Source organism: Dactylosporangium maewongense, assembly GCF_039531485.1.
Taxonomy (GTDB): Bacteria; Actinomycetota; Actinomycetes; order Mycobacteriales; family Micromonosporaceae; genus Dactylosporangium; species Dactylosporangium maewongense.
The window spans coordinates 98,377-119,978 of the sequence record NZ_BAAAQD010000017.1; the positions used below are offsets into that span (position 1 = coordinate 98,377).

Annotated in this window: 20 protein-coding genes; 11 read left to right on the forward strand and 9 right to left on the reverse strand. The window is 73.8% G+C overall.

Translation table 11 applies throughout. The annotated features are described in order from the left end of the window. Positions 1-71: 71 nt before the first annotated feature. The 5 genes from ABD332_RS36470 to ABD332_RS36490 all read right to left on the reverse strand — a co-directional run bounded on the left by ABD332_RS36470 (position 72) and on the right by ABD332_RS36490 (position 5,534). Positions 72-830: a DNRLRE domain-containing protein gene (locus ABD332_RS36470; RefSeq protein WP_344507411.1), complete on the reverse strand. Its 759-nt coding sequence runs from the start codon at positions 828-830 to the stop codon at positions 72-74. A gap of 143 nt (positions 831-973) precedes the next feature. Further along, entirely contained in the window at positions 974-1,852 is an 879-nt protein-coding gene (locus ABD332_RS36475) for a hypothetical protein (RefSeq protein WP_344507413.1), read from the reverse strand. 363 nt (positions 1,853-2,215) lie between these two features. Then, on the reverse strand, positions 2,216-2,836 hold the full coding sequence (locus ABD332_RS36480; protein ID WP_344507414.1) for a rhomboid family intramembrane serine protease: 621 nt from the start codon (positions 2,834-2,836) through the stop codon (positions 2,216-2,218). 14 nt (positions 2,837-2,850) lie between these two features. Then, on the reverse strand, positions 2,851-4,878 hold the full coding sequence (locus tag ABD332_RS36485) for a DUF4132 domain-containing protein (RefSeq protein WP_344507415.1): 2,028 nt from the start codon (positions 4,876-4,878) through the stop codon (positions 2,851-2,853). Beyond that, a complete protein-coding gene (locus ABD332_RS36490; protein ID WP_344507417.1) occupies positions 4,875-5,534 on the reverse strand; it encodes a winged helix-turn-helix transcriptional regulator in 660 nt (219 codons plus the stop codon). Before ABD332_RS36490 ends, ABD332_RS36485 begins: the two co-directional genes overlap by 4 nt. Positions 5,535-5,645: 111 nt before the next feature. Between ABD332_RS36490 and ABD332_RS36495 the strand changes: the two genes are divergently transcribed. Both ABD332_RS36495 and ABD332_RS36500 read left to right on the forward strand, forming a co-directional pair. Further along, positions 5,646-6,374 (forward strand): DUF899 family protein, encoded by a 729-nt coding sequence (locus tag ABD332_RS36495; protein WP_344507419.1) that lies wholly within the window; start codon positions 5,646-5,648, stop codon positions 6,372-6,374. An 81-nt stretch (positions 6,375-6,455) separates the two neighbouring features. Then, positions 6,456-7,019, forward strand: coding sequence for a helix-turn-helix domain-containing protein (locus tag ABD332_RS36500; protein WP_344507421.1), 564 nt, complete (start codon positions 6,456-6,458; stop codon positions 7,017-7,019). A gap of 63 nt (positions 7,020-7,082) precedes the next feature. Here ABD332_RS36500 and ABD332_RS36505 read toward each other — a convergent pair whose 3' ends face one another. After that, positions 7,083-8,282 carry a sensor histidine kinase gene (locus ABD332_RS36505; RefSeq protein ID WP_344507423.1) on the reverse strand — a complete coding sequence of 400 codons (1,200 nt, stop codon included), beginning with the start codon at positions 8,280-8,282 and terminating at the stop codon, positions 7,083-7,085. Next, on the reverse strand, positions 8,279-8,929 hold the full coding sequence (locus ABD332_RS36510; RefSeq protein WP_344507425.1) for a response regulator transcription factor: 651 nt from the start codon (positions 8,927-8,929) through the stop codon (positions 8,279-8,281). The genes ABD332_RS36505 and ABD332_RS36510 overlap by 4 nt, the downstream gene beginning before the upstream one ends. A gap of 100 nt (positions 8,930-9,029) precedes the next feature. Here ABD332_RS36510 and ABD332_RS36515 point away from each other — a divergent pair, with 100 nt between their 5' ends. The 6 genes from ABD332_RS36515 to ABD332_RS36540 all read left to right on the forward strand — a co-directional run bounded on the left by ABD332_RS36515 (position 9,030) and on the right by ABD332_RS36540 (position 13,911). After that, positions 9,030-9,557 (forward strand): hypothetical protein, encoded by a 528-nt coding sequence (locus tag ABD332_RS36515; RefSeq protein WP_344507427.1) that lies wholly within the window; start codon positions 9,030-9,032, stop codon positions 9,555-9,557. 82 nt (positions 9,558-9,639) lie between these two features. Beyond that, complete coding sequence (locus ABD332_RS36520) at positions 9,640-10,695, forward strand: peptidoglycan-binding protein (protein WP_344507429.1); 1,056 nt, start codon at positions 9,640-9,642, stop codon at positions 10,693-10,695. Then, positions 10,692-11,369: an ABC transporter ATP-binding protein gene (locus ABD332_RS36525; RefSeq protein ID WP_344507431.1), complete on the forward strand. Its 678-nt coding sequence runs from the start codon at positions 10,692-10,694 to the stop codon at positions 11,367-11,369. The genes ABD332_RS36520 and ABD332_RS36525 overlap by 4 nt, the downstream gene beginning before the upstream one ends. Further along, the gene (locus ABD332_RS36530) at positions 11,366-12,571 is read left to right on the forward strand and encodes an ABC transporter permease (RefSeq protein ID WP_344507433.1); all 1,206 of its coding nucleotides are present in this window, start codon (positions 11,366-11,368) and stop codon (positions 12,569-12,571) included. The genes ABD332_RS36525 and ABD332_RS36530 overlap by 4 nt, the downstream gene beginning before the upstream one ends. A 166-nt stretch (positions 12,572-12,737) precedes the next feature. Then, positions 12,738-13,493 carry a class I SAM-dependent methyltransferase gene (locus tag ABD332_RS36535; protein ID WP_344507434.1) on the forward strand — a complete coding sequence of 252 codons (756 nt, stop codon included), beginning with the start codon at positions 12,738-12,740 and terminating at the stop codon, positions 13,491-13,493. Positions 13,494-13,581: 88 nt separating this feature from the next. Beyond that, on the forward strand, positions 13,582-13,911 hold the full coding sequence (locus tag ABD332_RS36540; protein WP_344507436.1) for a YciI family protein: 330 nt from the start codon (positions 13,582-13,584) through the stop codon (positions 13,909-13,911). Positions 13,912-13,963: 52 nt separating this feature from the next. Here the strand turns inward: ABD332_RS36540 and ABD332_RS36545 are convergent, their stop codons facing one another. After that, positions 13,964-18,214 carry a ricin-type beta-trefoil lectin domain protein gene (locus ABD332_RS36545; protein WP_344507438.1) on the reverse strand — a complete coding sequence of 1,417 codons (4,251 nt, stop codon included), beginning with the start codon at positions 18,212-18,214 and terminating at the stop codon, positions 13,964-13,966. A 315-nt stretch (positions 18,215-18,529) separates the two neighbouring features. On the opposite strand from ABD332_RS36545, the gene ABD332_RS36550 reads away from it, so the two are divergent. Beyond that, positions 18,530-19,756 (forward strand): RNA polymerase sigma factor, encoded by a 1,227-nt coding sequence (locus ABD332_RS36550; protein WP_344507440.1) that lies wholly within the window; start codon positions 18,530-18,532, stop codon positions 19,754-19,756. Positions 19,757-19,856: 100 nt separating this feature from the next. Here ABD332_RS36550 and ABD332_RS36555 read toward each other — a convergent pair whose 3' ends face one another. Further along, on the reverse strand, positions 19,857-19,979 hold the full coding sequence (locus tag ABD332_RS36555; protein ID WP_344507442.1) for a hypothetical protein: 123 nt from the start codon (positions 19,977-19,979) through the stop codon (positions 19,857-19,859). Between the two features lie 198 nt (positions 19,980-20,177). On the opposite strand from ABD332_RS36555, the gene ABD332_RS36560 reads away from it, so the two are divergent. Then, on the forward strand, positions 20,178-20,867 hold the full coding sequence (locus ABD332_RS36560) for a DUF2306 domain-containing protein (protein WP_344507444.1): 690 nt from the start codon (positions 20,178-20,180) through the stop codon (positions 20,865-20,867). Positions 20,868-20,890: 23 nt separating this feature from the next. Then, complete coding sequence (locus ABD332_RS36565; protein WP_344507446.1) at positions 20,891-21,589, forward strand: AAA family ATPase; 699 nt, start codon at positions 20,891-20,893, stop codon at positions 21,587-21,589. The last annotated feature ends 13 nt before the right edge of the window (positions 21,590-21,602 follow it).

Consider the following 21,602-nt stretch of genomic DNA (forward strand, 5'->3'; position numbering starts at 1 on the left):
CGCGATCATCCTCCACGAGGAGTGCCCGGCGTCCGCCGGTACTGATGACCGATGGGGTGATCAGTCCACCGTCAGGCGGTCTGGTACCAGATCTCGAGGAACGCGCCGGTCGGCGCGAACTTCTTCCACTGCAGCTGGTCGTTCTCGTCCAGGGCGCGCAGGCCGAACGTGATGTCGGCACCGCCCCCGGCGGCCTTCTGCTGGACGGCGTTGGTCACGCCGCCGCTGAACGTGACCGCGTGCGGCGCCGAGCCGCAGGTGGTGTTGGCCGCCGTGGAGACCGACGCAACCTTCGTCTGCCAGTAGCCGAGCGAGTTGGCCCAGGTGGTCGTCGCCGGAGTGGTCAGGTCCTGGGTCTTCCACAGGTCGACCGGCGTCGCGGCGCACGAGGCCGAGTGGTTGAGCGTCAGCGTGACGGTCGCGTTGAGGATCTGGGTGCCGGCGACCGGGGCCAGGCCGTCGAAGCGGACGAACGACCGCCACGCCCGGGTGGTGCCGTACTCCCGGCCGGAGCGCATGGCGTCCCGGTTGGTCGTCCAGAACGAGGTGGTCGGGTAGCCGCTGGACACCTGGGTCCACGCGTACGTCGACACGTACAGCACGGCGGTGCCGTCGGCCTGCACCTGCAGGCTGCTCGTGGCGAAGCGGTGGTCGAGCGCCTCGACGGTGATCCCGCAGGCCTTCGCGGCCGCGGCGGCCGCCGCCTCGGTCGGTGCGACCGGGGAGCAGGAGGGTGCCGCGTGGCCCGCGGCGGGCGCGAAGAGCACGGACGCGGCAACAGCCGCCACCGCGAGCAGGCTCTGGGCAGACTTCTTCCAGACAGACGTCATCGAATCCCCCGTGGATCGCTTGGGCCACCGGCGCGCGGCCGTGCTTAAGCACATCGCCCCCGGTGGATGTCGATGCTCAACGTAGGTCAATGCCTTCGCCGGAGCAAGAGGGTCCCGGCAAACTTCGACGGAACCCTGCGCCGTCATGTCCGGGCGACAGCGCGGAAGCGTATGGCGTACTGGCCCGCCGGGACGGCGGCGAGCATGGTGACCGCGAGGAGCAGGACCGCGAGCAGGGGCTGGCGGCTGTTGAGGTAGGTGCCGGCGGCGAGCACGGCCACGACCACCGAGGCGAGCAGTCCGCCGCCGGTCAGCACCGCCCAGGCCTGGCGGCCGGCGCGGACGGCGAGCGCGAGCGCGGCGGCGCCGGCGAGCAGCGCGAGGATCCAGCTGACCTGCCACGGCTGCGGGCCGACGTGGTTGCCGGGCCAGTCCACGACGCCCAGGCCGAGCAGGCCGCGGTGGACGTTGCGGCCGGGTCCGGACGCGTCGATGACGGTGATCGGCGTGAGCGGCGAGAACTTCGCGCGGACCGGGTTGACGCGGCCCAGGACCATGGCCGCGGTGCTGGCGACCGCGAGCAGGACGGCGGTGACCGCGGTGGCGAGCAGCGCCGGCCGGACGCGGTCCGGTGCCGGCCGGCCCGCGCCGCGGACCGCGAACCACGCGACCGGTGCGGCGCAGGCGAGCAGGCACAGTACGGCGATGAAGGCGGACCCGGGTGCGCCGCCGGCGGTGGTGGCGTCCCGGAGCCAGCCGAGCAGGTCGTGCCGCTCGACGCCGCCGTCGCCGTCGTGGACGAACCGCGTCGCGCGCAGGAGCAGCACGGTGCCGGCCGCGGTGGCCGTGAGCGCCGCGGCCCAGGGCCAGGAGCGGGTCCGTGCCGCCAGGACGGCGGCGACGAGGGCGAGCAGCGGCAGCGCCGCCGCATACGCGACGCCCTCCACGGTGATCCCGAAGTCGGTGGAGCCGGGCGAGCGGGCCTTGAGGTCGCCGAACGCTGCCGCCGCCGCGTCCCCCAACCGGCCGGGTGCGTCAGGACGAGACCTGACGGTGTCGCGCCGCCGAGGGTACGGGCGGCCTCACCCCCGGCCCGCCGCAGCACCGCGGCGATCGCGTCACGGACGGGCACCTCGGCACCGCCGAGCAGGAGCGCACCGTCGTCGACGCGGCGCTTCGGGTGCGGCTCGTAGGCCGACGGGTCGAGCCGCGCGCCGCGCTGCGCGTCGCGCCCGACGAGGAGCTCGCCGCCCTCGGCGTGCACCCCGGACGGCAGCAGCGGCGAGGCGTCGAAGAGCAGCAACTCGACGGCGCGGTGCGGGTCGGCCCGGGCGAGGGCGGCCACGGTGTGCGACGTGCCGAAGTCGATGCCGAGCGTCTCCCCGTCAGACATGCACCGAGCCTATCGACCGCCGTTGCTGGACGGCGAGCGTCACACCCGCCGCCGCGCCCAGCGTCGCGGCCCCGCCGTGGACGTCGCCGAGGACGAGCAGCACGAGCGCCGCGACGAGGCTCACCGTCCCCAGCACCCGGACCTGGACCGACGTGCCGAGCACCAGCGCCGCCGCGGCGAGGGACGCGGCGAGGCCGAAGTCGACCAGCGAGCTGCCCGCGCCGACCGGCAGGACGACGAGCCCCCACAGCCCGCCGAGCACCTGCACCGTGCCGGCGAGCACGAGCCACCGCGCCGCGCCCCAGCGGCGTTCGGCGAGCGTGCCGAGGACGGCCAGCGCGACCAGGTTGAAGACGGTGCCGGTCCAGCCGCTGTCCTGCACGACGAACGAGCTGACGAGCCGCCACACCTGCCCGTCCGCGATCGCCGTCCGGTCCCGCCGCAGCGCCTCGAACAGCCCCGGCGCCACCGTCAGCTGCAGCCCCGACACGACCGCGACGACCGCCACCGCGACCAGCGTCGCCACCGGCACCTTCGCGGGCCCGGCCGGGCGCGGCAGTCCCGCCCCGGCCCATCCGGCGGTGACGAGCAGCGCGACGTAGAGGACCGCCATCCGGGCACCCCGAATCAGTGGGCGAGCGCGACGACCGTGTGGGCGACGCGTTCCAGCAGGTGTTCGTCGTACGGTAGCCACGGCACCGCCGAGGCGGGGACCCGGTGCCGCACGTCGGTGGCGACCGGGTCGCCGTCGCGGGTGACGCGGGCGGTGGCGAGGTGCACGGCGTAGGGGCCGACGTGGACGTGCCGGTCGCCGAACGACACGCCGTCGACGCCGGCGAGGATCCGGCGCAGCGCCGCGCGGCGCATCCGGTCCGGCTCGCCGAGCGGCCGGTCGGCGAGCCGGGTGAGCACCTGCCAGCGGGCGTCGTCGCGCAGCTGCGGGTCGTCGTCGAGACCGAACGCGGCCACGCTGACGAGCAGGTCCACGCTGCGCAGCGCCTCCGACACGAGCACCGGCGGCGCGTCGGTGAACCGGGCCGGGCACCACTGGCCGCCGTCGCGGTGCTGCAGGTGCAGCGCGCCGGTGAAGCCGAACCCGGACGCGCCGCGGTGCAGCGGGCCGTCGACGGCGAACGCCACCCGCCACCGGCCCAGGTCGCGGCGGAGCAGCCCGGCGCCGTGATCGCCGCGCCAGCCGTCGCGCACCGCCACGCCGAGCAGCGGCCGGATCGCCACCGCGTACCCGCCGAACATGTCGGTCTCGGTGCCGTCGCCGGCCGGGTAGTGCTCGCGGAACGCCTGCCGGACCGGCTGCGTCAACCGCCGCTCGACGACCGTGTCCCGCCAGGCGGCCCGGTCCGCCGCGCCGGCCCGCGCCGGGTGCCACAGCCGCACCCGCCCGCCCCGCGGCGGCGCGCCGAGGGCCGCCTCCCACCGGCCGGGCGCGGTCTCGGCCTCCCAGATCAGCCGCGCGGCGAGGTCGCCGGGCACGTCGGCGTGCCACCGCTCCCACGGGAAGCTGACGTCGCCGAGGTACCCGCCCTCGAGGGCATGGGTCATCGTCGTCAGCTGCGCCCGGGTCGGGGTGGCGCCGGCGGGCAGGCGCAGCGCGATCGCGGGCCGCCGGGCGAGGCCCTGCTCCGCGACGGGCACCAGCCGGTCGAGCTTCTTGACGAGACCGGCGTGGCGGGCCGCGGTGCGGGCCGCCCGCAGCGCCGCCACCGACTCCGGCGTCGGCCAGGCCGCCACCGCCTGGGCGAGGGCGTGGCCGGCCGCCTGGGACGGTGCGGTCCTCGCCGAGGTCGGCGCCACCACGGCGCCGGGCAGCAGCCGCTGCAGCACCTCGCCCACCCAAGGCTCGTCCCGCAGCAGCGCCACCTGGCACGCCCGCCAGAGCACGTCGACCTCGAGGGGCGTGAACGCCTTGTCCGCCGCGTACGCGGTCCGTCCACTGTGGATGCCGACGATGCGCGCGCCGGCGGTCTCCAGCGCGGTGCGGGCGAACGGCACGTACCCGGGGAGGCCGGCGAGCCGGTCGATGATGTCGGGCAGCGCCGCCACCCCGCCCATGTCCCGGTGCCGGTCGGCCTCGGCCACCACCGCCCGCCCCGCCACGTCCAGCGCGAGCACCTCCTCGACCTCGGCGGCCGCGAGCGGGTCGCCGGCCAGGTCCGCCCGGACCCCGGCGCTGACGGCCGCGTCGACGGCGGGCCCGGCCAGGGCGGCGAGCACGAGCTTTCCGAACCCCCGGGCGTCGCGGGCCAGCACCGTCGCCGGTGCGGCGAGGTCGGGCGGGAGCGGGCCGGTGCAGCGCAGCACCGCGGCCACCGCCACGCCGGGGCTGAACCCGCGCTCCGCGATGGTGTGGAACAGGTCGGTGCACACGGCCGGGGTGAACGCCGGCGAACGCTCCTGGACCGCGAGCCGCACCGCGCCGGCGGCCGTGACCGCCGCCGGTGCCGTCTCCTGTGTCGCCCCTTGTGTTGCCCCTTGTGTTGTCTCCGCGGCCACCTGCCACGCCGCCACGAACAGGGCGCCGAGCTCCTCGTCGCCGACGCGGCTCAGGTCCGGGGGCTCGCCGGTGAACCGCGGGTCGTCCGGGGCGGGCCCCGTCATGGCCTGGAGCAGCCGTTGCGCGTAGGGGCCGAGGGTCACGCCGGTGGAGTGTAGAGGCCGACGAGCCGGGCGACGGCACCCTGGTCTCCGTCGATGTCCACGGCGTCGAGGCCGAGGCCCTCGAAGAGGATGTGGGTCCACGCGGTCGAGTCGGCCGTCACGGTCGCGGCGGGGTCCCGGATCTCGCCGGTCCTCACGTGTACGGCGCCGCCCTCGGCCACGGTGTGGAAGACACGGACGGGCGGGTGGGCGCGCCGGGCGTCGTGGAGGCGCAGCACGACGGCCGGCACCTCGCCCGGCGCCTCCGGTGCCATCGTCCGCATCGCGAGGACGACCGCGTCGGGCGTCATGCCGCCGGTCGTGGCCGGGTCGGGGCCGGCGGAATACCAGCGGCCGAGGGCCGCCAGGACGCCCTCGAGGTCGCGGCCCCACGCGGTGGCGACATACGCCCGGGTGCGGGCGAGGTCGGGCAGCACGACGTGGTCGACGATGCCGGCCTGGCACAGCGACCGCAGCCGCTCGGTGAGGACGGCGGGGGTGATGCCGCGGACCGCGTCCTGCAGGTCCCCGAAGCGCTTCGGGCCGAGGATCAGCTCCCGCACGATGATGAGCGTCCACCGGTCGCCGACGAGGTCGAGCGCGTTCGCGGCGCGGCACGCGTCGCCGTGGTCGCCGTAGCCCTGCCTGACCGGCACGCGCGTCACACCCCTCCCCGCTCCGGCTCACCCTGGATCGCTCCGGAACACTCTGGCTCATCCCGGCTCACTCTGGTGAACATAGGTTCGACTATGTTTAGGATACTGGACATGACCGCTTCCCATGATGTGACGCCCACCCCGGCGGTCGTGGACCGCGCGACCTGGCTGCGCGAGCGGGAAGGCCTGTTGGCCCGCGAGAAGGCCCACACCCGCGAGGGCGACGCGATCGCCGCGGCGCGCCGCCGCCTGCCGATGACCGAGGTCACGCCGACCTCCCTGGTCGGGGCCGGCGGCCCGACCCCGCTCGCCGACATCTTCGCCGGCCGCGACCAGCTGGTCGTCTACAAGCACATGTGGCACCTGGACAAGCCGTTCGAGGACCAGTGCGAGGGCTGCACCGCGTCCATCTGGGACTTCCACGACGCCGCCTACCTGGAGGAGCGCGGCATCTCGTTCGCCGTCTTCGGCGAGGGCCCGTATTACCAGATGGCCCCGTTCCGGGAGTTCATGGGCTACACCCACCGCTGGTATTCGACCTACGGCATCGACGACCCCGCCTACGCCGGTGGTGGCGTCATCGCCTGCTACCTGCGCCAGGGCGACCGGTTCTTCCTCACGTACGAGACCACCGGCCGCGGCGTCGAGGCCATCATGGGCTCGCACAAGCTGCTCGACATGACCGCCTACGGCCGCCAGGAGGCCTGGGAGTCGTCCCCGGACGGCTGGCCCCAGGAGCCGACGTACACCAGGTGGCGCCGCGACGGCCGGCCCGTGCCCCAGTGGACCAGGCCGTCCGTGACCCCGGTCGGCGACCGGCAGGAGCCGCACTGCCACTGAGCCCGGCCTCCGTGGAGGATGCCGGGTTCCTCCGGCGTGCCTATTGACAAAAAAATCTTGTACGTAAAGACTTGGCTTGTCATGAGAGACGTCGTCTACCTCGACCAGATCGAGCAGGCTGAGGCCCTGCTCAAGCCGCAGCGGATCGACGTGCTGCGGCGGCTCGCCGAGCCCCGGTCCTGCACCGAGGTCGCGGTCGAGCTCGACCAGACCCCGCAGCGGGTCTACTACCACGTGAAGCGCCTGGTGGAGGCCGGCCTGGTCAGTCAGGTCGCCGAGCGCCGGGTGCGCGGGATCCACGAGGGGATCTACCAGGCGGCGGGCCGGTCCTACTGGCTGTCCCCGGGCCTGGTCGGCCGGATCGGGCTGCGCCAGGCCCGCGACCTGCTCAGCCTCGGCCACCTGGTCGACCTGATGGAGGAGGTGCAGGCGGACATCGCCGCGCTCGACCTCACCCGTCCGGACCTGCCGTCGATCGGCGTGTCGGGCGAGATCAAGGTGCGCCCTGAGCAGCGCAAGGCGTTCCTCGAGGAGCTGCAGCAGACGCTGCAGGACCTGTTCACCCGCTACGGCGGCGCCGAAGGCGACGGGTTCCGCCTGGCGGTCGCCTGCTACCCGAAGGAAGACCCCGCGGACCGTGCCTGACCCGCGCCTGGTCCCGGCCGCTCAGGCGTTCCTGCCACACCCGGGCACCCGCCGGTGGCCCGGTCACGGCGGGGTGTCGGTCGGTGGGGGCGGCGGTGGCAGGGTGACGGTGACCGTCAGGCCGCCGGTGTCCTGTGGCTCGGCGACGACCGTGCCGCCGTGGGCGCGGACGATCGACCGGACGATGGCGAGGCCCAGGCCGGTGGAGCGGCCGCCCGCCGGGCGGCCGGCGGACAGCCGCTGAAACGGCTCGAACAGGCGGTCGACCTCCGCCGGCGGGATGGCCGGGCCGCTGTTGCGGACCACCACGACCGCCGGGCCGCCGGGGGCGCCGGGGCCGCCGGTCGTCACGTCGACCCAGCCGCCGGGGACATTGTGCCGGACCGCGTTGTCCACCAGGTTGCGCACCAGCTGGTCGAGCAGGGCCGGGTCGCCGAGCGCGGGCGCCGGGCGCAGGTCGGTGGTGACGGTCAGGTCGGCGGCCACGGCCTCGGGGTCCGCGTCGCCGAGCGCGGTGGCCGCGGCGAGCGCCAGGTCGTGCGGCTCGCGGGTGACGGCACCACTGTCGCTGCGGGCCAGGGCCAGCAGGCCGTCCAGCAGCCGCTCGGCCCGGCCGGTCGCGGTGAGCACGCGGGTCGCCATCGCCTGCCACTGCTCGGGCGTGCTCTGCCGCTTGGCGAGCAGGACCTCCGCGCCCGTCCGGACGATGGCGAGGGGGGTCCGCAGCTCGTGCGAGGCGTCGGCGACGAACCTCCGCTGGCTGTTGAACGACCCCTCCAGCCTGGTCACCATCGCGTCGAAGGTGTCGGCCAGCTCCTTGAGCTCGTCGTCCGGACCGGCCAGCGCGACCCGCTCGTGCAGGTGGTCCTGCGAGATCCGCCGGGTCGTGGTGGTCAGGGTGCGCAGCGGCCGGAGCATGCGGCCGGTGACGATCCACGAGACGCCGACCCCGGCGACGAACGTCAACGCCAGCGCCAGGACCGACATCTCCCCGGTGTGCAGCAGCTCGCGCCGGCGCAGCCGCTCGGTCTCGGCCAGCTCCCGCTTCACCGCCTCGAACTTGTCGGCCCCCTCCGAGCCGTCCGTGGGTGGCTGGATCACGGCCAGTTCGGCCGCGGTCGGGCCGTGCACGTTGGTGTAGAGGCTGTTGTACAGCAGCGCGTAGTTGAGCGCGAGCAGCCCCGCGCAGGTGAGGACCAGCATCACCGCGTACACCAGGGTGAGCCGCAGCCGGATCGAGCGGCGGGGCCGGTGCGCCTTCACAGCCGGTACCCCGCGCCGACGAGCGTCTCGATCAGCGGCGGGTCGCCGAGCTTCTTGCGCAGCCGCGCCACGGTCACCCGGACGGTCGCGGTGAACGGGTCCGCATGCTCGTCCCACGCCCGCTCGAGGAGATCCTCGGCGCTGACCACGGCGCCGGCGGCGGACATCAGGATCTCCAGCACGGCCAGCTCCTTCGTGGTGAGCGGGATGATGCGCCCGCCGCGGGTCACGACCCGCCGGCCGGTGTCGAACGTGAGGTCGGCGCGTTGCAGCACCCGCGGCGCGTTGTTGGCCCGCCGCGCCAGCGCCCGGATCCGCAGCACCAGCTCGTCGAAGACGAACGGCTTCGGCAGGTAGTCGTCGGCGCCCAGGATCAGGCCGGCGACCCGGTCCGCCGCCTCGCCCGCGGCGGTGAGCATCAGCACCCGCGCGTCGCTGCCGCCCGCGGCGAGCGCCGTGCAGACCTGGTCGCCGTGCAGCAGCGGCAGGTCCCGGTCGAGGACCACCACGTCATACCGGTTGGCGCCGGCCTTGTGCAGCCCGTCCAGCCCGTCGCCGGCCACGTCCACCGCCATGCCGTGGTCGCGCAGCCCGTCGGCGACCTGCTCGGCCAGCAGCGCCTCGTCCTCGATCAGCAGCACCCGCACCGGACCGTCCTTTCCCTGCCATTGTCGGTGGGCGGGGATAACACCAGCGTTACAGACGCTGTGACGCCCGCGTTGCCGGTCCGCTGCTGCACTGGCCGCCATGAGAACGAGACTCCTCGCCCGGGCCGTGCTGCCGCTCCTGCTCGCCGCCTGCGCCGGCGCCTGCTCGAAGTCTGGCAGCGACGACGGTGTCGCCACGGTCGACGGCACGTCCAGGCCCAGCGCGACCGCGACCGGCAGCCTGCAGGAGCAGGCGATCGCCTACACGCGGTGCATGCGCGAGCACGGCGTCCCGCTCGGCGACCCGGAGGTCAGCGCGTCGAGCATCCGGATGGGCCCGGTCGACAAGGCCGCCGTCGGCAACGACAAGCTGGTGGCCGCGGAGGCGGCGTGCGCGCCGCTGCTGCCGCAGCTCCCGCCGGCGGAGGCGGCGGCGAAGGTGGAGAAGTCCCGGGAGTTCTCGCGGTGCATGCGGGCGCACGGCTTCCCCGACTTCCCCGACCCGGACGCCGACGGACGGGCGGTCGTGCCGGACCCGATCCGCCAGAGTCCGCGGTACGAGGAGACGAAGCGCCTCTGCGACGACCAGGTCCGCTCGTTCACCCCGTCCCCGGCGGCGTCCCGATGAGCAGGTCGCTGACGGCCGGGTCGCTGCCGCTGCTGTGCGACGACCACGTCCGGTCCTGCACGCCGAGCCCCGCGGTGACCCGGTGAGACGGCGCGGGCAGGCCGCCGCGGTCGCCGGGGTCGTGGGCGCGGCCACGGCGGCGGCCGTCGGGCTCGCCGGGTTCCAGTTCGGCGGCGGCGACACCGGCACCCAGGACGCGTCCGACCTGCCGCCGGCCACCGCGCAGGTGACCCGCACGACGATGCTGGACACCGACGACGAGCCCGGCAGCCTCGGCTACGGACCCGCCACGGCCCTCGCGGGCCGGATCCCGGGCGTGCTCACCCGGCTGCCGCAGGCCGGCGACGTCATCGACCGCGGCCAGCCGGTGTACCGCGTGGACGACGCGCCGGTCGTGCTGCTGTTCGGGGAGGTCGCCGCGTACCGGACGCTCGCGCCGGGCGTCGTCGGCGCCGACGTCCGGCAGCTGGAGACGAACCTGCGGGCGCTCGGCTACACCGGGTTCACGGTCGACGACAGCTACTCGACGACGACGGCCACCGCGGTACGCCGCTGGCAGCAGGCGAACCACCTGCCGCAGACCGGGCAGGTCGAGCTCGGCCGGGTCCTGTTCGCGCCCGGGGCGATCCGCGTCGACACCGTCACCGCCGGCGTCAACGCGTCCACCGGGGGCGGCGACGAGGTGCTGCGGTTCACCGGCACCGGACGGGAGATCACCGTCAAGCTCGACGTGTCCAAGCAGCGCCTGGCCCGCAAGGGCGTCGCCGTCCAGGTCCAGATGCCCGACGGCCGGACGGTGCCCGGCCGGGTCGAGCGGGTGTACACGGTGATCGAGCAGCAGGACGGCCCGCCGCTGACGAAGATCGAGGCGATCGTGTCGCTGGGCGACCCGTCGGCCGCGACCGGCGTCGAGGCGGCCGTGGTCACCGTGACGTTCACCGCCGCCGAGCACAAGGACGTGCTGACCGTGCCGGTCGCGGCGCTCGTCGCGCTCGCCGAGGGCGGCTACGGCCTCGAGGTCGTCGAGGGCTCCGGCACCCGGTACGTGCGGGTGGAGACCGCCCTGTTCGCCAACGGCCGGGTCGAGGTCACCGGCGACGGCCTGCGCGAGGGCATGACCGTGGGGATGCCGCGATGATCGAGCTGACCGGCGTCACCAAGGAGTACCCCGGCGGGGTCCGGGCGCTCGCCGGGATCACGCTGCGCATCGGCGCCGGCGAGCTGGTCGCCGTGGTCGGCCCGTCCGGCTCCGGGAAGTCGACGATGCTGCACATGCTCGGCACCCTCGACCGGCCCACCTCGGGCACGGTCGCCGTCGACGGGCACGACGTGTCGCGGCTGTCGGACCGGCAGCTGTCGGCGCTGCGGGCGAGCCGGATCGGCTTCGTGTTCCAGCAGTTCCACCTCGCCGCCGCGGTGCCCGCACTCGACAACGTCGCCGACGGGCTGCTCTACGCGGGCGTACGGGTGAAGGAGCGCCGCCGGCGGGCGGAGGCGACGCTGGAGCGGGTCGGACTCGGGCACCGCCTCGACCACGAGCCGCACGAGCTGTCCGGCGGCGAGCGGCAACGGGTCGCGATCGCCCGCGCCGTGGTCGGCGGGCCGGCGCTGCTGCTCGCCGACGAGCCGACCGGCAACCTGGACACCGTGTCCGGGCGGGGCATCCTGGCGCTGCTGCGGGAGCTGCACGCCGGCGGCACCACGGTCGTCGTCATCACCCACGACGCTTCGGTGGCGGCGGCGCTCGACCGGCAGGTCCACATGCGGGACGGCCTGGTCGTCGCCGACTCCGCGACGGCGGCGGGATCGTGACCGCGGCCAAGCTCGCCCCGGCCCGCATGGACGTGCGGGACGTGGTCCGGGTCGGCGCGGCGGGCCTGCGCACCCGGCCCACCCGGGCGCTGCTGTCGGCGCTCGGCATCGCGATCGGCATCGCCGCGATGGTCGCGGTCGTCGGCATCTCCTCCTCGTCCCGGGAACAGCTCGACCGCCAGCTCGCCGCCCTCGGCACCAACCTGCTGACGGTCGCGCCCGGCCGCACCGTCGAGGGCGACGCGGCGAAGCTGCCCGCCGAGGCCGAGGCGATGATCGCGCGGATCGGCCCGGTCACCGGCGTCTCGGCGACCGGGAAGGTCACCGGCGCCAAGGTGTACCGGACGAACCGGATCAACCGGGCGGAGACCAACGGCCTCACCGTCCTCGCCGCGCGGGAGAGCCTGCCGCGGACCGTCGGCGCCGCGGTGCGCGGCGGAACCTGGCTCAACGGCCTGACCGGCCGGTACCCGGCGGCGGTGCTGGGCGCGGCGGCCGCGGAGCGGCTCGGCGTCGGGCGGGCCAGCCCCGACGTGGAGATCCTGGTCGGCGGCGAACGGTTCACCGTGATCGGCGTGCTGCGCCCGGTCGCGCTCGCCCCCGAGCTGGACGCGGCGGTGCTCATCGGCTGGGACGTCGCCGCCACCGCGTTCGGCTTCGACGGCCGGGCCAGCACCGTCTACGCGCGGACCCGCGACAGCCAGATCGAGGCGGTCCACGGCGTCCTGGCCGCGACCGCCAACCCGCAGGCGCCCGGCACGGTCGCGGTGTCCAAGCCGTCGGCCGTCCTCGCCGCCCGCCGGGCCGCCGACACGACGCTCAACGGCCTGCTCCTCGGCCTCGGCGCGGTGGCCCTCCTGGTCGGCGGCGTCGGCGTGGCCAACACGATGGTCATCTCCGTCCTGGAGCGCCGTGCCGAGATCGGCCTGCGCCGCTCGCTCGGCGCCACCCGCGGCCAGATCCGCCTCCAGTTCCTCGTCGAGTCGCTGCTGCTGTCCACCATGGGCGGCCTCGGCGGGGTGGTGCTCGGCGTCGCCGTCACCGCCGGCTACGCCACCTACCAGGCGTGGCCCTCGGTCGTCCCGGCGTGGGCGACCGCCGGTGCCGTCGCCGCGACGATGCTCGTCGGCGGGGTCGCCGGCCTGTACCCGGCGATCCGCGCCAGCCGGCTGTCACCGACCGAGGCGCTTTCCGCGCCCTGAGCCACAAGTTCGGAGCGGCCGGGCACGGCGGGCCCGGCCGCACGGGTACGGTCACACTCATCGCCAGATCGCTGCGGGGAGGGCACCCGGGTGCGGCACGAGTCGCACTGCCACCTCGACGGCACGGTCGCGGCCCAGGCCGCCGGCAACCTCGAGGACGGTGGCCATGCTGGAGCGGGTTGACTACGACGTACGGCAGCATTCGGTGTACTCGGCCGGGCGGGCGCTGCCGGAAGGGACCGCGGGGCTCTGGTCCGGGGTGTTCGCCAGGTGGGCGGGCGCGGCGAACCCGTTGACGGTGCTGGACCTCGGCTCGGGCACGGGCCGCTTCACCCCGATCCTCGCGGAGACCTTCGGCGGCCCGGTCTACGGCGTCGAGCCGTCCGGGCGGATGCGGGAGCAGGCGGCCCCCCACCCGCGCGTGCAGTACCTGGCGGGCAGCGCGGAAGCGATCCCGCTGCCGGACGACTCCTGCGACGTCGTGCTGCTGTTCCTCGTCTTCCACCACATCGTCGACCGGCCCGGCGCGGCGGCGGAGATCCACCGGGTGCTGCGCCCGGGCGGCCGGGTCCTGGTCCGCAGCGCCTTCGCCGACCGCCTGCCCGACCTGTACTGGCACCGGTTCTTCCCCAGCGCCCGCGACGTCGAGCTGCGCATGTTCCCGACGGTCGCCGAGGTGACCGGCCTCTTCGAGGACGCTGGCCTGACGGTCCTCGGCCTCGACCGGATCCGCGAGACGGTCGCCACCGACCTCGCCGCCTACGCGCGGCGGCTCCGCCTGCGCGCCATCTCCACCTTCGAGCACCTGACCGAGGAGGAGACCCGGCTCGGTTTCGCGGCCCTGGACCGCGCGGTCGCCGCCGGGGACGACCCGGGCCACATCACAATGGACAGCGACCTGCTCGTCCTCGGCGATTCCTGAGGAACCTGTCGGATCGGGCGGGACGTGTTCGTAGATGGGATGAGCGCCGCCGACGAGGGCGGCCCGGACCACGGGAGATGATCCGAGGATGCAGTACCTGGTTTCCGTCCTCTTCGACGACAGCATCGTGCCCAGGGACGACGAGATGGCCGCGATCGACGCGTTCAACGACCGGATGCGGGACGAGGGGCACTGGGTCTTCGCCGGCGGCCTCGCCGCGCCCAGCGCCGCGACGGTCCTCGACAACCGCGACGGCGCGGGCCTGATCACCGACGGCCCGTACGTGGAGACGAAGGAGTACCTCGCCGGCTTCTGGGTCTTCGAGGCGCCCGACCTCGACGTCGCCCTGAAGATCGCCGCCGAGGGTTCGCGGGCCTGCAACCGCCGCGTCGAGGTCCGCCCCTTCGCCCAGCCGTGACCCGCCGGTGGCGACCGCTCGGCCGAGCGGTCGCCACCGGGACAGGCTCAGCTCAGGAGACCAGCCACTCCTGGGCCTTCGTGGCGTTGCAGTCGTAGATCTGCAGCTGGGTGCCGTTCACGGTGCTGGAGTTCGGCACGTCCAGGCAGCGACCCGACACGGGGTTGCGGATCGAGTTGTTCGGGCCGAGCTCCCACAGCTGGTTCGGCGTCAGGTTGCAGTCGAAGAGGTGGATCTTCGAGCCGTTGGTGGTGCCGTAGCCGACGACGTCCAGGCACTTGCCCGCGACGCGGATGGTGCCGTCGCCGAGGACGGTGACGATCTGCGAGTTGGCGCCGCCGTTGCAGTCCCAGGACTGGATCGGGTTGCCGTTGGTGAGAAGGCCCAGGTTGTTGTCGATGCACTTGCCGGGGATGCCGGAGTGGACCATGCCGATGCCGGCCCACTGCATCGTCCACTGCTGGGCGGAGTTGCCGTCGCAGGTCCAGATCTGGATGCCGGCCCCGTCGGCCGTGCTGGCGTTCATGACGTCCAGGCACAGGCCGGAGTTGGGGTTGCGGATCGAGTTGTTCGGGCCGAGCTGCCACTGCTGCGCCACGGTGTTGTTGCAGGTGTACAGCTGCACCCGGGTGGCCGGTGCGGTGCCGGAGCCGACGACGTCGAGGCACTTGCCGACGATGCGGATCGTGTTGTCGCCCGCCAGCGTCCACAGCTGCGAGTTGTACCCGCCGTTGCAGGACCAGGACGTGACGTTGTTGCCGTCGGCGGACCCGCCCGTGTAGTTGTCCAGGCACTTGCCGGGCAGGCCCGAGCGCAGCAGGGTCAGCGCGCCGGCCGGCGGGGCTCCGGTGACGGGCTTGGTGGCGCCGGCCGACACCTGCATGCCGTCGATGGTGCCGGCGAAGAACTCGGCGGCGGCGCCGGCCTGCAGGGTGCGGCCGACGGTGAACGGCCCGGCCGCGTCCCAGGCCCCGGCGATGGTCGCCTCGGCCTGCAGCTTGTCGTCGACGAACAGCCGGATCCGGCCGGCCTGCGCGTCGTACACCGCTTCCAGGAACGTCCAGCTGTTGAGCACCGGCGCGGCGAGCGAGGTCACCTTGACCACGGCCGGTGCGTCCACGTCGGTGCCGGTCACCGCGTAGGCCCACCGGTTGGCGACCTTGTCGTACCGGACGGTGAACGCGGCACCACGCGTGCCCTGCTGGGCGAAGACGCTGCGGGACACGCTGGTGTCGGTGATCCGGACCCAGCCGCTCACCGAGTACGACTGGTCGGTGTGCACGACCGGCCCGGCGGTGGCGGCGGCGCCGGTGACGCCGTCCAGGCAGAGCCCGCCGCTGAGGTCGTTGCCCTCGCACCAGGTCGCGCCGGGCGCGTCGGTGAGGGTCAGCGGGTGCTGGTACCCGGAGTCGTCGGTGACCTGCCGCGGCACGTCCTCGTCGTAGTCCTCCATCGCCCAGGCGCCCGTCGGTACCGGCGCCACGAGCGGCTTGAGGTCCAGCGACGGGTCGATCGCCCGGTCCCACACCCGCACGTCACCGATGTCGCCGGCGAACCTGTTGTTGCGCGAGCCGTTGAACTTGCCCTGACCGATGAGCAGCGCGCCGGTGGCGTTCCAGTTCGTGGGCCGGCTCACGGTGCCGGACAGGTCGCCGTTGACGAAGAGTTTCGCGGTCTTGGTGCCGGCGTCCCAGGACACCGCCAGGTGGGTCCAGCGGTTCGCGACCGGCGGCGCGGCCGAGTTGGCGCGGACGATCGGCGGGTCGGTGGTGTCGCTGCCGTACAGGCTCAACGACCAGCGGTTGTCCGGCGCGGGCCGGTAGTGCACGGCGAACCCGCAGGCCATCGCGCCTTCCTGGCACATGACGGTGCGCTGGCTGTCGGTGGCGGTGAGCCGGACCCACGCGGCGGCGCTGAAGCTCTTCGACGTGTCGAGCACGGGTCCGGCGGTGGCGGCGAGGTCGTCGACGCCGTCGAACCGCAGCGCGCCGTCCGTGCCCGCGACGGGGTGCGCCCCGAGGACGCGACCCGCCACCCAGGTCTGGCCGCCCGTGACGGTGGCGGCGGGGCCACCGGCCGGCGTCGTGTTGAGCGTGACGCCGGTGCCCTCGTCCAGCTTCCACACGGCCTTGGGATCGGAGGCGGTGTTGACGAGGAAGCGGTAGTCCCTCGGCGGCGACGCGTTCTGCGCGGCGTCGCGGGAGCGGACGGTCAGCACGTGCTCGCCACGGTGGGTCGGGGTGACCCAGACGGTCGCGGGCCCGCCGGTGACGGAGGTCGCGACGTACGCCTTCGCGCTGCCGTCGAGCTGGTACTCGTAGTCGACGATGTCGGTCTCGCCGTTGGCGCCGAACGTGAACTGGCCGCTGCGCCCGACGGAGCCGCGCATGGTGTCGTTGGGCGGCGACTCCAGGTACAGGCCGTCGGCCGCCGTGACGGTCGGCACGACCCCCGGCGGTGTCGTGTCGACGGAGAACTCGCACCACGCCGAGTAGTTCGACGTGCCGCCGAGGGTGTCGCTGACCCGCACCTGCCAGCGGTAGGTGGCGCTGGTCAGGGTGCCGGCCGGCACCTGCACCTCGCCGAGGGTCCCGGACGGGATGCCGGAGTCGCTCTTCGGCCAGCCCGCGACGCCGGCCCAGGTGCTGCCGTTGAGCCGCTCGAGCGAGAACGCGGCGGACAGCTGGCCGCTCTGGTCGCCGTCGGGGTCGGAGACGGTCGCCTTGAGCCACGGCGTCATGGACCGCACGATCGGCCGGGTCGAGCCGGTGACGCAGGCCTGCCCGGCGGCGGTGTAGTCGGTGTGCGTCGTCATCTGCGCCGCCTGCGGCGTGTTCGGCAGGCTGTTGTACTCCACGGACAGCGCGGTCGAGGCCTGGTCGAACTTCTTCCACCGGTTGCCGACGGTCTCGTTGGCGCCGTTGCTGTCGCGGGCGGAGAGGCCGAGGGTGTAGCTGCCGCGGCCCTGGCCGAAGCCGACGATGTCGTTCACCAGGGTCTGGTTGGAGAACTCCATGTACATGTTCGGCTGCGGGTCGTTCGCGCAGCCGGCGCCGGTGGACGGCTTGTGGGCGTTGCCGGACTTCTGCTCGATGTGCAGGTCCAGGCCGGGGCCGGACCAGGCCTGCCGGCCGGACCCGGTGAGGTCGCCGGTGCGGTACAGGTTGACCGGCGTCGCGGTGCACGACCACGAGTGCGTCATGTACGTCACGAACTTGGCGTTGCGGATCTGCTTACCCGGCAGCCAGGTCAGGTCGAACGCGAAGAACGAGCGGAAGGTGCCGGACCCGTCGGTGTTCAGGCCGACGCGGACGATGCCGTCGTCGCGGTTGGCGTTGGTGGAGTCGGTGTAGCCCCAGCGGGCGCGGCCGACGCCGGTCCACGGGTCGATCACGACGGGGTACGCGACGTTCGGGTCGGCGAGCATCGCGGCGTCGGGCACGATGACGAGGGAGCCGTCCTCGACCGTGGTGGGGAGGTCGGCCTTGCGTGAGTCGTCGGGCACGTGCCGCAGCAGCGAGTTCTTCCCCGCGGACCGCGCCGCCGCGAGGGACCGCTGCGCGCTGGGCACGCCCGCGGAGTCCCACATGAGGGCCGGTCCGGCGGACGCGGTGACCTTGCCGGTGGTGTCGCGGGTCTCGTAGCCGCCGCCGGGGCGCTGCTTGAGCGACCAGCCGGTGCTGCTCAGCCCGAACTTGAGCTTCGCCAGGGCCGGGTTCGCCGCGGCCTGCCGGGTCTTGACGATCAGCGAGTAGCCGAAGCCCTCCACTGTGGACTGCACCTGGAGGTCGACGTCGGGCAGGACCGACTCGTACACCGCGGTGTCGCCCTCGATGCGGGGTGCGGGCAGCTTCGACGGCCAGGTCAGGTTGAGCGCGCCGCCGGCGCCGGCCAGGGTGACGAGCGGTCCGGTGCCACCGGCGGAGAACCGCACGTCCGCCACGGACGCGGCCGGGGCGAGGGTCGTGCCGTCCTTACGCAGCGACAGGTCGATCTGCCGCCAGGCGCCGTCCTTCTTCGTCCACTGCGGCACCGCGTAGCTCTCCCGCACCAGCGTCCCGCGTGGCGTGGCCATCGTGCGGGCCATCTCGGACCTGGAGTTCGCCACCTCGACCGTGCGGCCGCTCTCGACGGCCTGCCGCAGCGCCGCGGTCTCGGCGGCGCGCTGGTCGACCGGCGGCGCGACCTGGCCGGGCTGACCGGGCTGCCCGGGTGCCGGGTCGGCGGCGGCCGGGTCGCCGGCCACGGCCACGACGGTCAGCGCGAGGCTGATGGGAAGAGCGCCGGACAGGAACCTGCGCACGGCGCGATGAAATGAGATCACTGGATGCCCCCGCGAAGTGAAAGTGAGCGAAACGTAGGGGCAGCCCGACTTCCGTGTCAATCGATCGAGGTGATCTCGGCACGGTTGGTGACGCCGTGACGTCGGCGAATGAAACGGAATGCTTCGGTATGTCCTCCAGATCAATCTCCGCGGAAAACTTCGAGCGGGCGTGTCGGATCGGCGGCGGCGGGTTCGTAGGTCAGGTAGACAGAGGGGCCGAGGAGAGGAGCGCACCGTGCAGCACCTGGCGTCCATGATCCAGCGCAATCGCATGATCGAGGTCCGGCCATCTCTGTGAGTGATGTGCGGGCCGCGCTCACCCGGGCCCACCAGGAGGAATGGGCGTGGGTGGTCGCCAGCCTGACCAGGCACTTCGGCGACCTCGACATCGCCGAGGAGGCGACCGCCGAGGCGTTCGCGACCGCCGTGGAGCGCTGGCCGGCCGACGGCGTGCCGCCGAACCCCGGCGCCTGGCTGACCACGACCGCCAACCGCAAGGCCATCGACCGGATCCGGCGCGAGAGCAAGCGCGACGACAAGCACAAGGAGGCCCGGATGTTGCACGACGACACGCCTGCCGAGCCTCTGGGCGCCATCGACGACGAGCGGCTCCGGCTGATCTTCACCTGCTGCCACCCGGCGCTGGCGATGGAGACCCGCGTGGCGCTGACGCTGCGCATGGTCGGCGGGCTCACGGTGCCCGAGATCGCCCGGGCGTTCCTGGTCCAGGAGACCGCGATGGGGCAGCGGATCACCCGGGCCAAGGCGAAGATCAAGGCGGCGCGCATCCCGTACCGGCTGCCCTCCACCGAGGATCTCCCGGCTCGCGTCGCGGGCGTGCTCGCCGTGCTGTTCCTGGTGTTCAACGAGGGCTACCTGGCCACCGGCGCGGACAGCGACCCGGTGCGTCCCGGCCTGACCGCCGAGGCCATCCGGCTCACCCGCCTCATCCGCGCCCTGCTCCCGGCGGACGGCGAGGCGGCCGGGCTGCTGGCGCTGATGCTGCTCACCGAGGCCCGGCGGACCGCCCGGGTCTCCGCGGGCGGCGAGCTGGTCACCCTCGCCGAACAGGACCGCGGCGCGTGGGACCCGGCGCTGATCGCAGAGGGGCACCGGCTGGTCCGGCAGCGGCTGGCAACGGGGGAGGCGCCCGGGCGGTACCAGATCCTCGCCGCGATCAACGCCGTGCACACCTCCGCCCGCGATGTGCGGGACACCGACTGGTCGCAGGTGGTCGCACTGTACGACCAGCTCGTCCGACTGGACCCTTCGCCGGTCGTCGCGCTGAACCGGGCGATCGCCGTCGCCGAGCTCGACGGGCCGGACGTGGCCCTGGCGGCGGTCGACCGCCTGGAGGGCCGGCTGGCCGGCTATCACGCGTTCCATGTGGCCCGCGCCGACCTGCTGCGGCGGCTGGGGCGCGGTCAGCAGGCGCGGGCGGCGTACGACAGGGCGATCGAGCTGGCCGGCAACACCGCCGAGACCGCGTACCTGACCCGCCGCCGCGACCAGCTCGGCTGAGACGCCGAGGGTCCCGGACCGTTGCGCACCGGCCCGGGACCCGTTGTTCGTCAGCTGTGCGCGACGTTCAGTCGTTCACGACGTCGCGTTGTGCGCGACGTCAGTTGTTCTCGACCAGCGTGGTGCCGCTGGCGGCGTAGTAGCCGACCTGGCACAGCACCTTCGACGTGCCGCCGATCGAGGCGCGCGGGCCGGTGACGCTGTAGGACGACCCGCTGCCCATCGGCTTGCAGGTCGCCTTGGCGCGCAGGTGGAAGTACGACGGGTAACCGGTGCAGGGTCCGCCACGGTAGCCACGGGAATCTTGTGATCCATCCCACAGAGAGCGCTCTCTCGAACCGGTGGACCTACGCCCATTGGTGTAGCGCTGGGTCATCGCTGGGCTGATGACGGTGGCGCCGCGGTGGGCCAGAGTCGAGTCATGTCGAACGAACGCACGGTCGAGCGGCCCCGCCAGCCGTCGCCTCGCAGCGGATCGCCTCGCAGTGGGTCGCCGGGCCGCCTGCCGCGCGTGACGCTCGTGGTCGCGGTCGTCGTCAGTCTCGTGCTCGTTTATCCGTACATCGGCCTCGACGCCTCAGAGAGCCGCCTCAGCGTCAGCGGGACCGTGCACTACGCCACCCTGGTCGCGCACATCTTCACCGCCGCCGTGGCGCTGATCCTCGGCCCGCTGCAGTTCATGGCGCGCGTGCGGGCCCGTCCGCGCGTCCACCGCACCATCGGCCTGGTGTATCTGCTCGCCGGGGTGCTGCCGGCGGCGGTGACCGCGGTGCCGGTCGCGCTGTGGTCGGGCCGTCCGGTGACGCAGGTCGGTCTCACCGTCGCGGCCGTGCTGTGGCTGATCACCGGCGGTCTGGCGTACCGTGCCGCCCGCCGCCGCGACTTCACCGCCCACCGCGAGTGGATGCTGCGCAACTACGCGCTGACGTTCCTCGCTGTGACCGCCCGCGTGCTGGTGCCGCTGCTGCTGCTGATCCGGCTGCCGTTCAGCACGGAGAGCGCCGCGACGCTCGCACCCACCCTGATCCCTTTCGGTCAGACCGCCGGCTGGATCGTCAACCTGGCCGTGGCGGAGGTGTTCATCCGGCGCTTACGCCGGGCCGGCCGGTAGTGTTCGCCGGTGTGGAGCGGCTGGTGCGGCGCGTCGAGGTGGACCCCGGCGCGTCGTGGGATCCGGACGCCTGGTGGGCCCTGATCCCGGCGGTGCGGTCCCTGCTGGACCGGGGCCTCAACCTTCCGGCGGGCGTGACCTTCCTCGTCGGCGAGAACGGGTCGGGGAAGTCCACCCTGATCGAGGCGCTCGCCCAGGCGTACGGGCTGAACCCGGAAGGCGGCTCCCGCGGCGCCATGCACCGCACCCGCGAGACCGAGGCCCCGCTCGGCGCGCAGCTGCGCTTCGTCCGCACGGCCGGCGCTCGCGGCAACGCGTACTTCCTGCGCGCCGAGACGACCCACGGCCTGTACACCTACCTCGAGTCGCTCGAAGACTCGCCCGACTGGGACCTGCACGAGCGCAGCCACGGCGAGGGCTTCCTGGCCCTGCTGGAGCGCAAGTTCAACCAGCCCGGCTTCTACCTGATGGACGAGCCGGAGGCGGCCCTGTCCTTCACGTCCACCCTCACCCTCATGTCCCGCCTGGCGACCCTGGCCGAGTCCGGCGCGCAGGTCGTCGTCGCCACCCACTCACCGGTCCTGACCGCGCTGCCGGACGCGACGGTCCTGGAGCTCGGCGAGCACGGCATCCGCCGCACCAGCTGGGCCGACCTCGCCGTCGTCGAGCACTTCCGGGCGTTCCTCGGCCAACCCGACCGGTACCTGCGCCACCTGCTCTGACCGCGCCGACGGC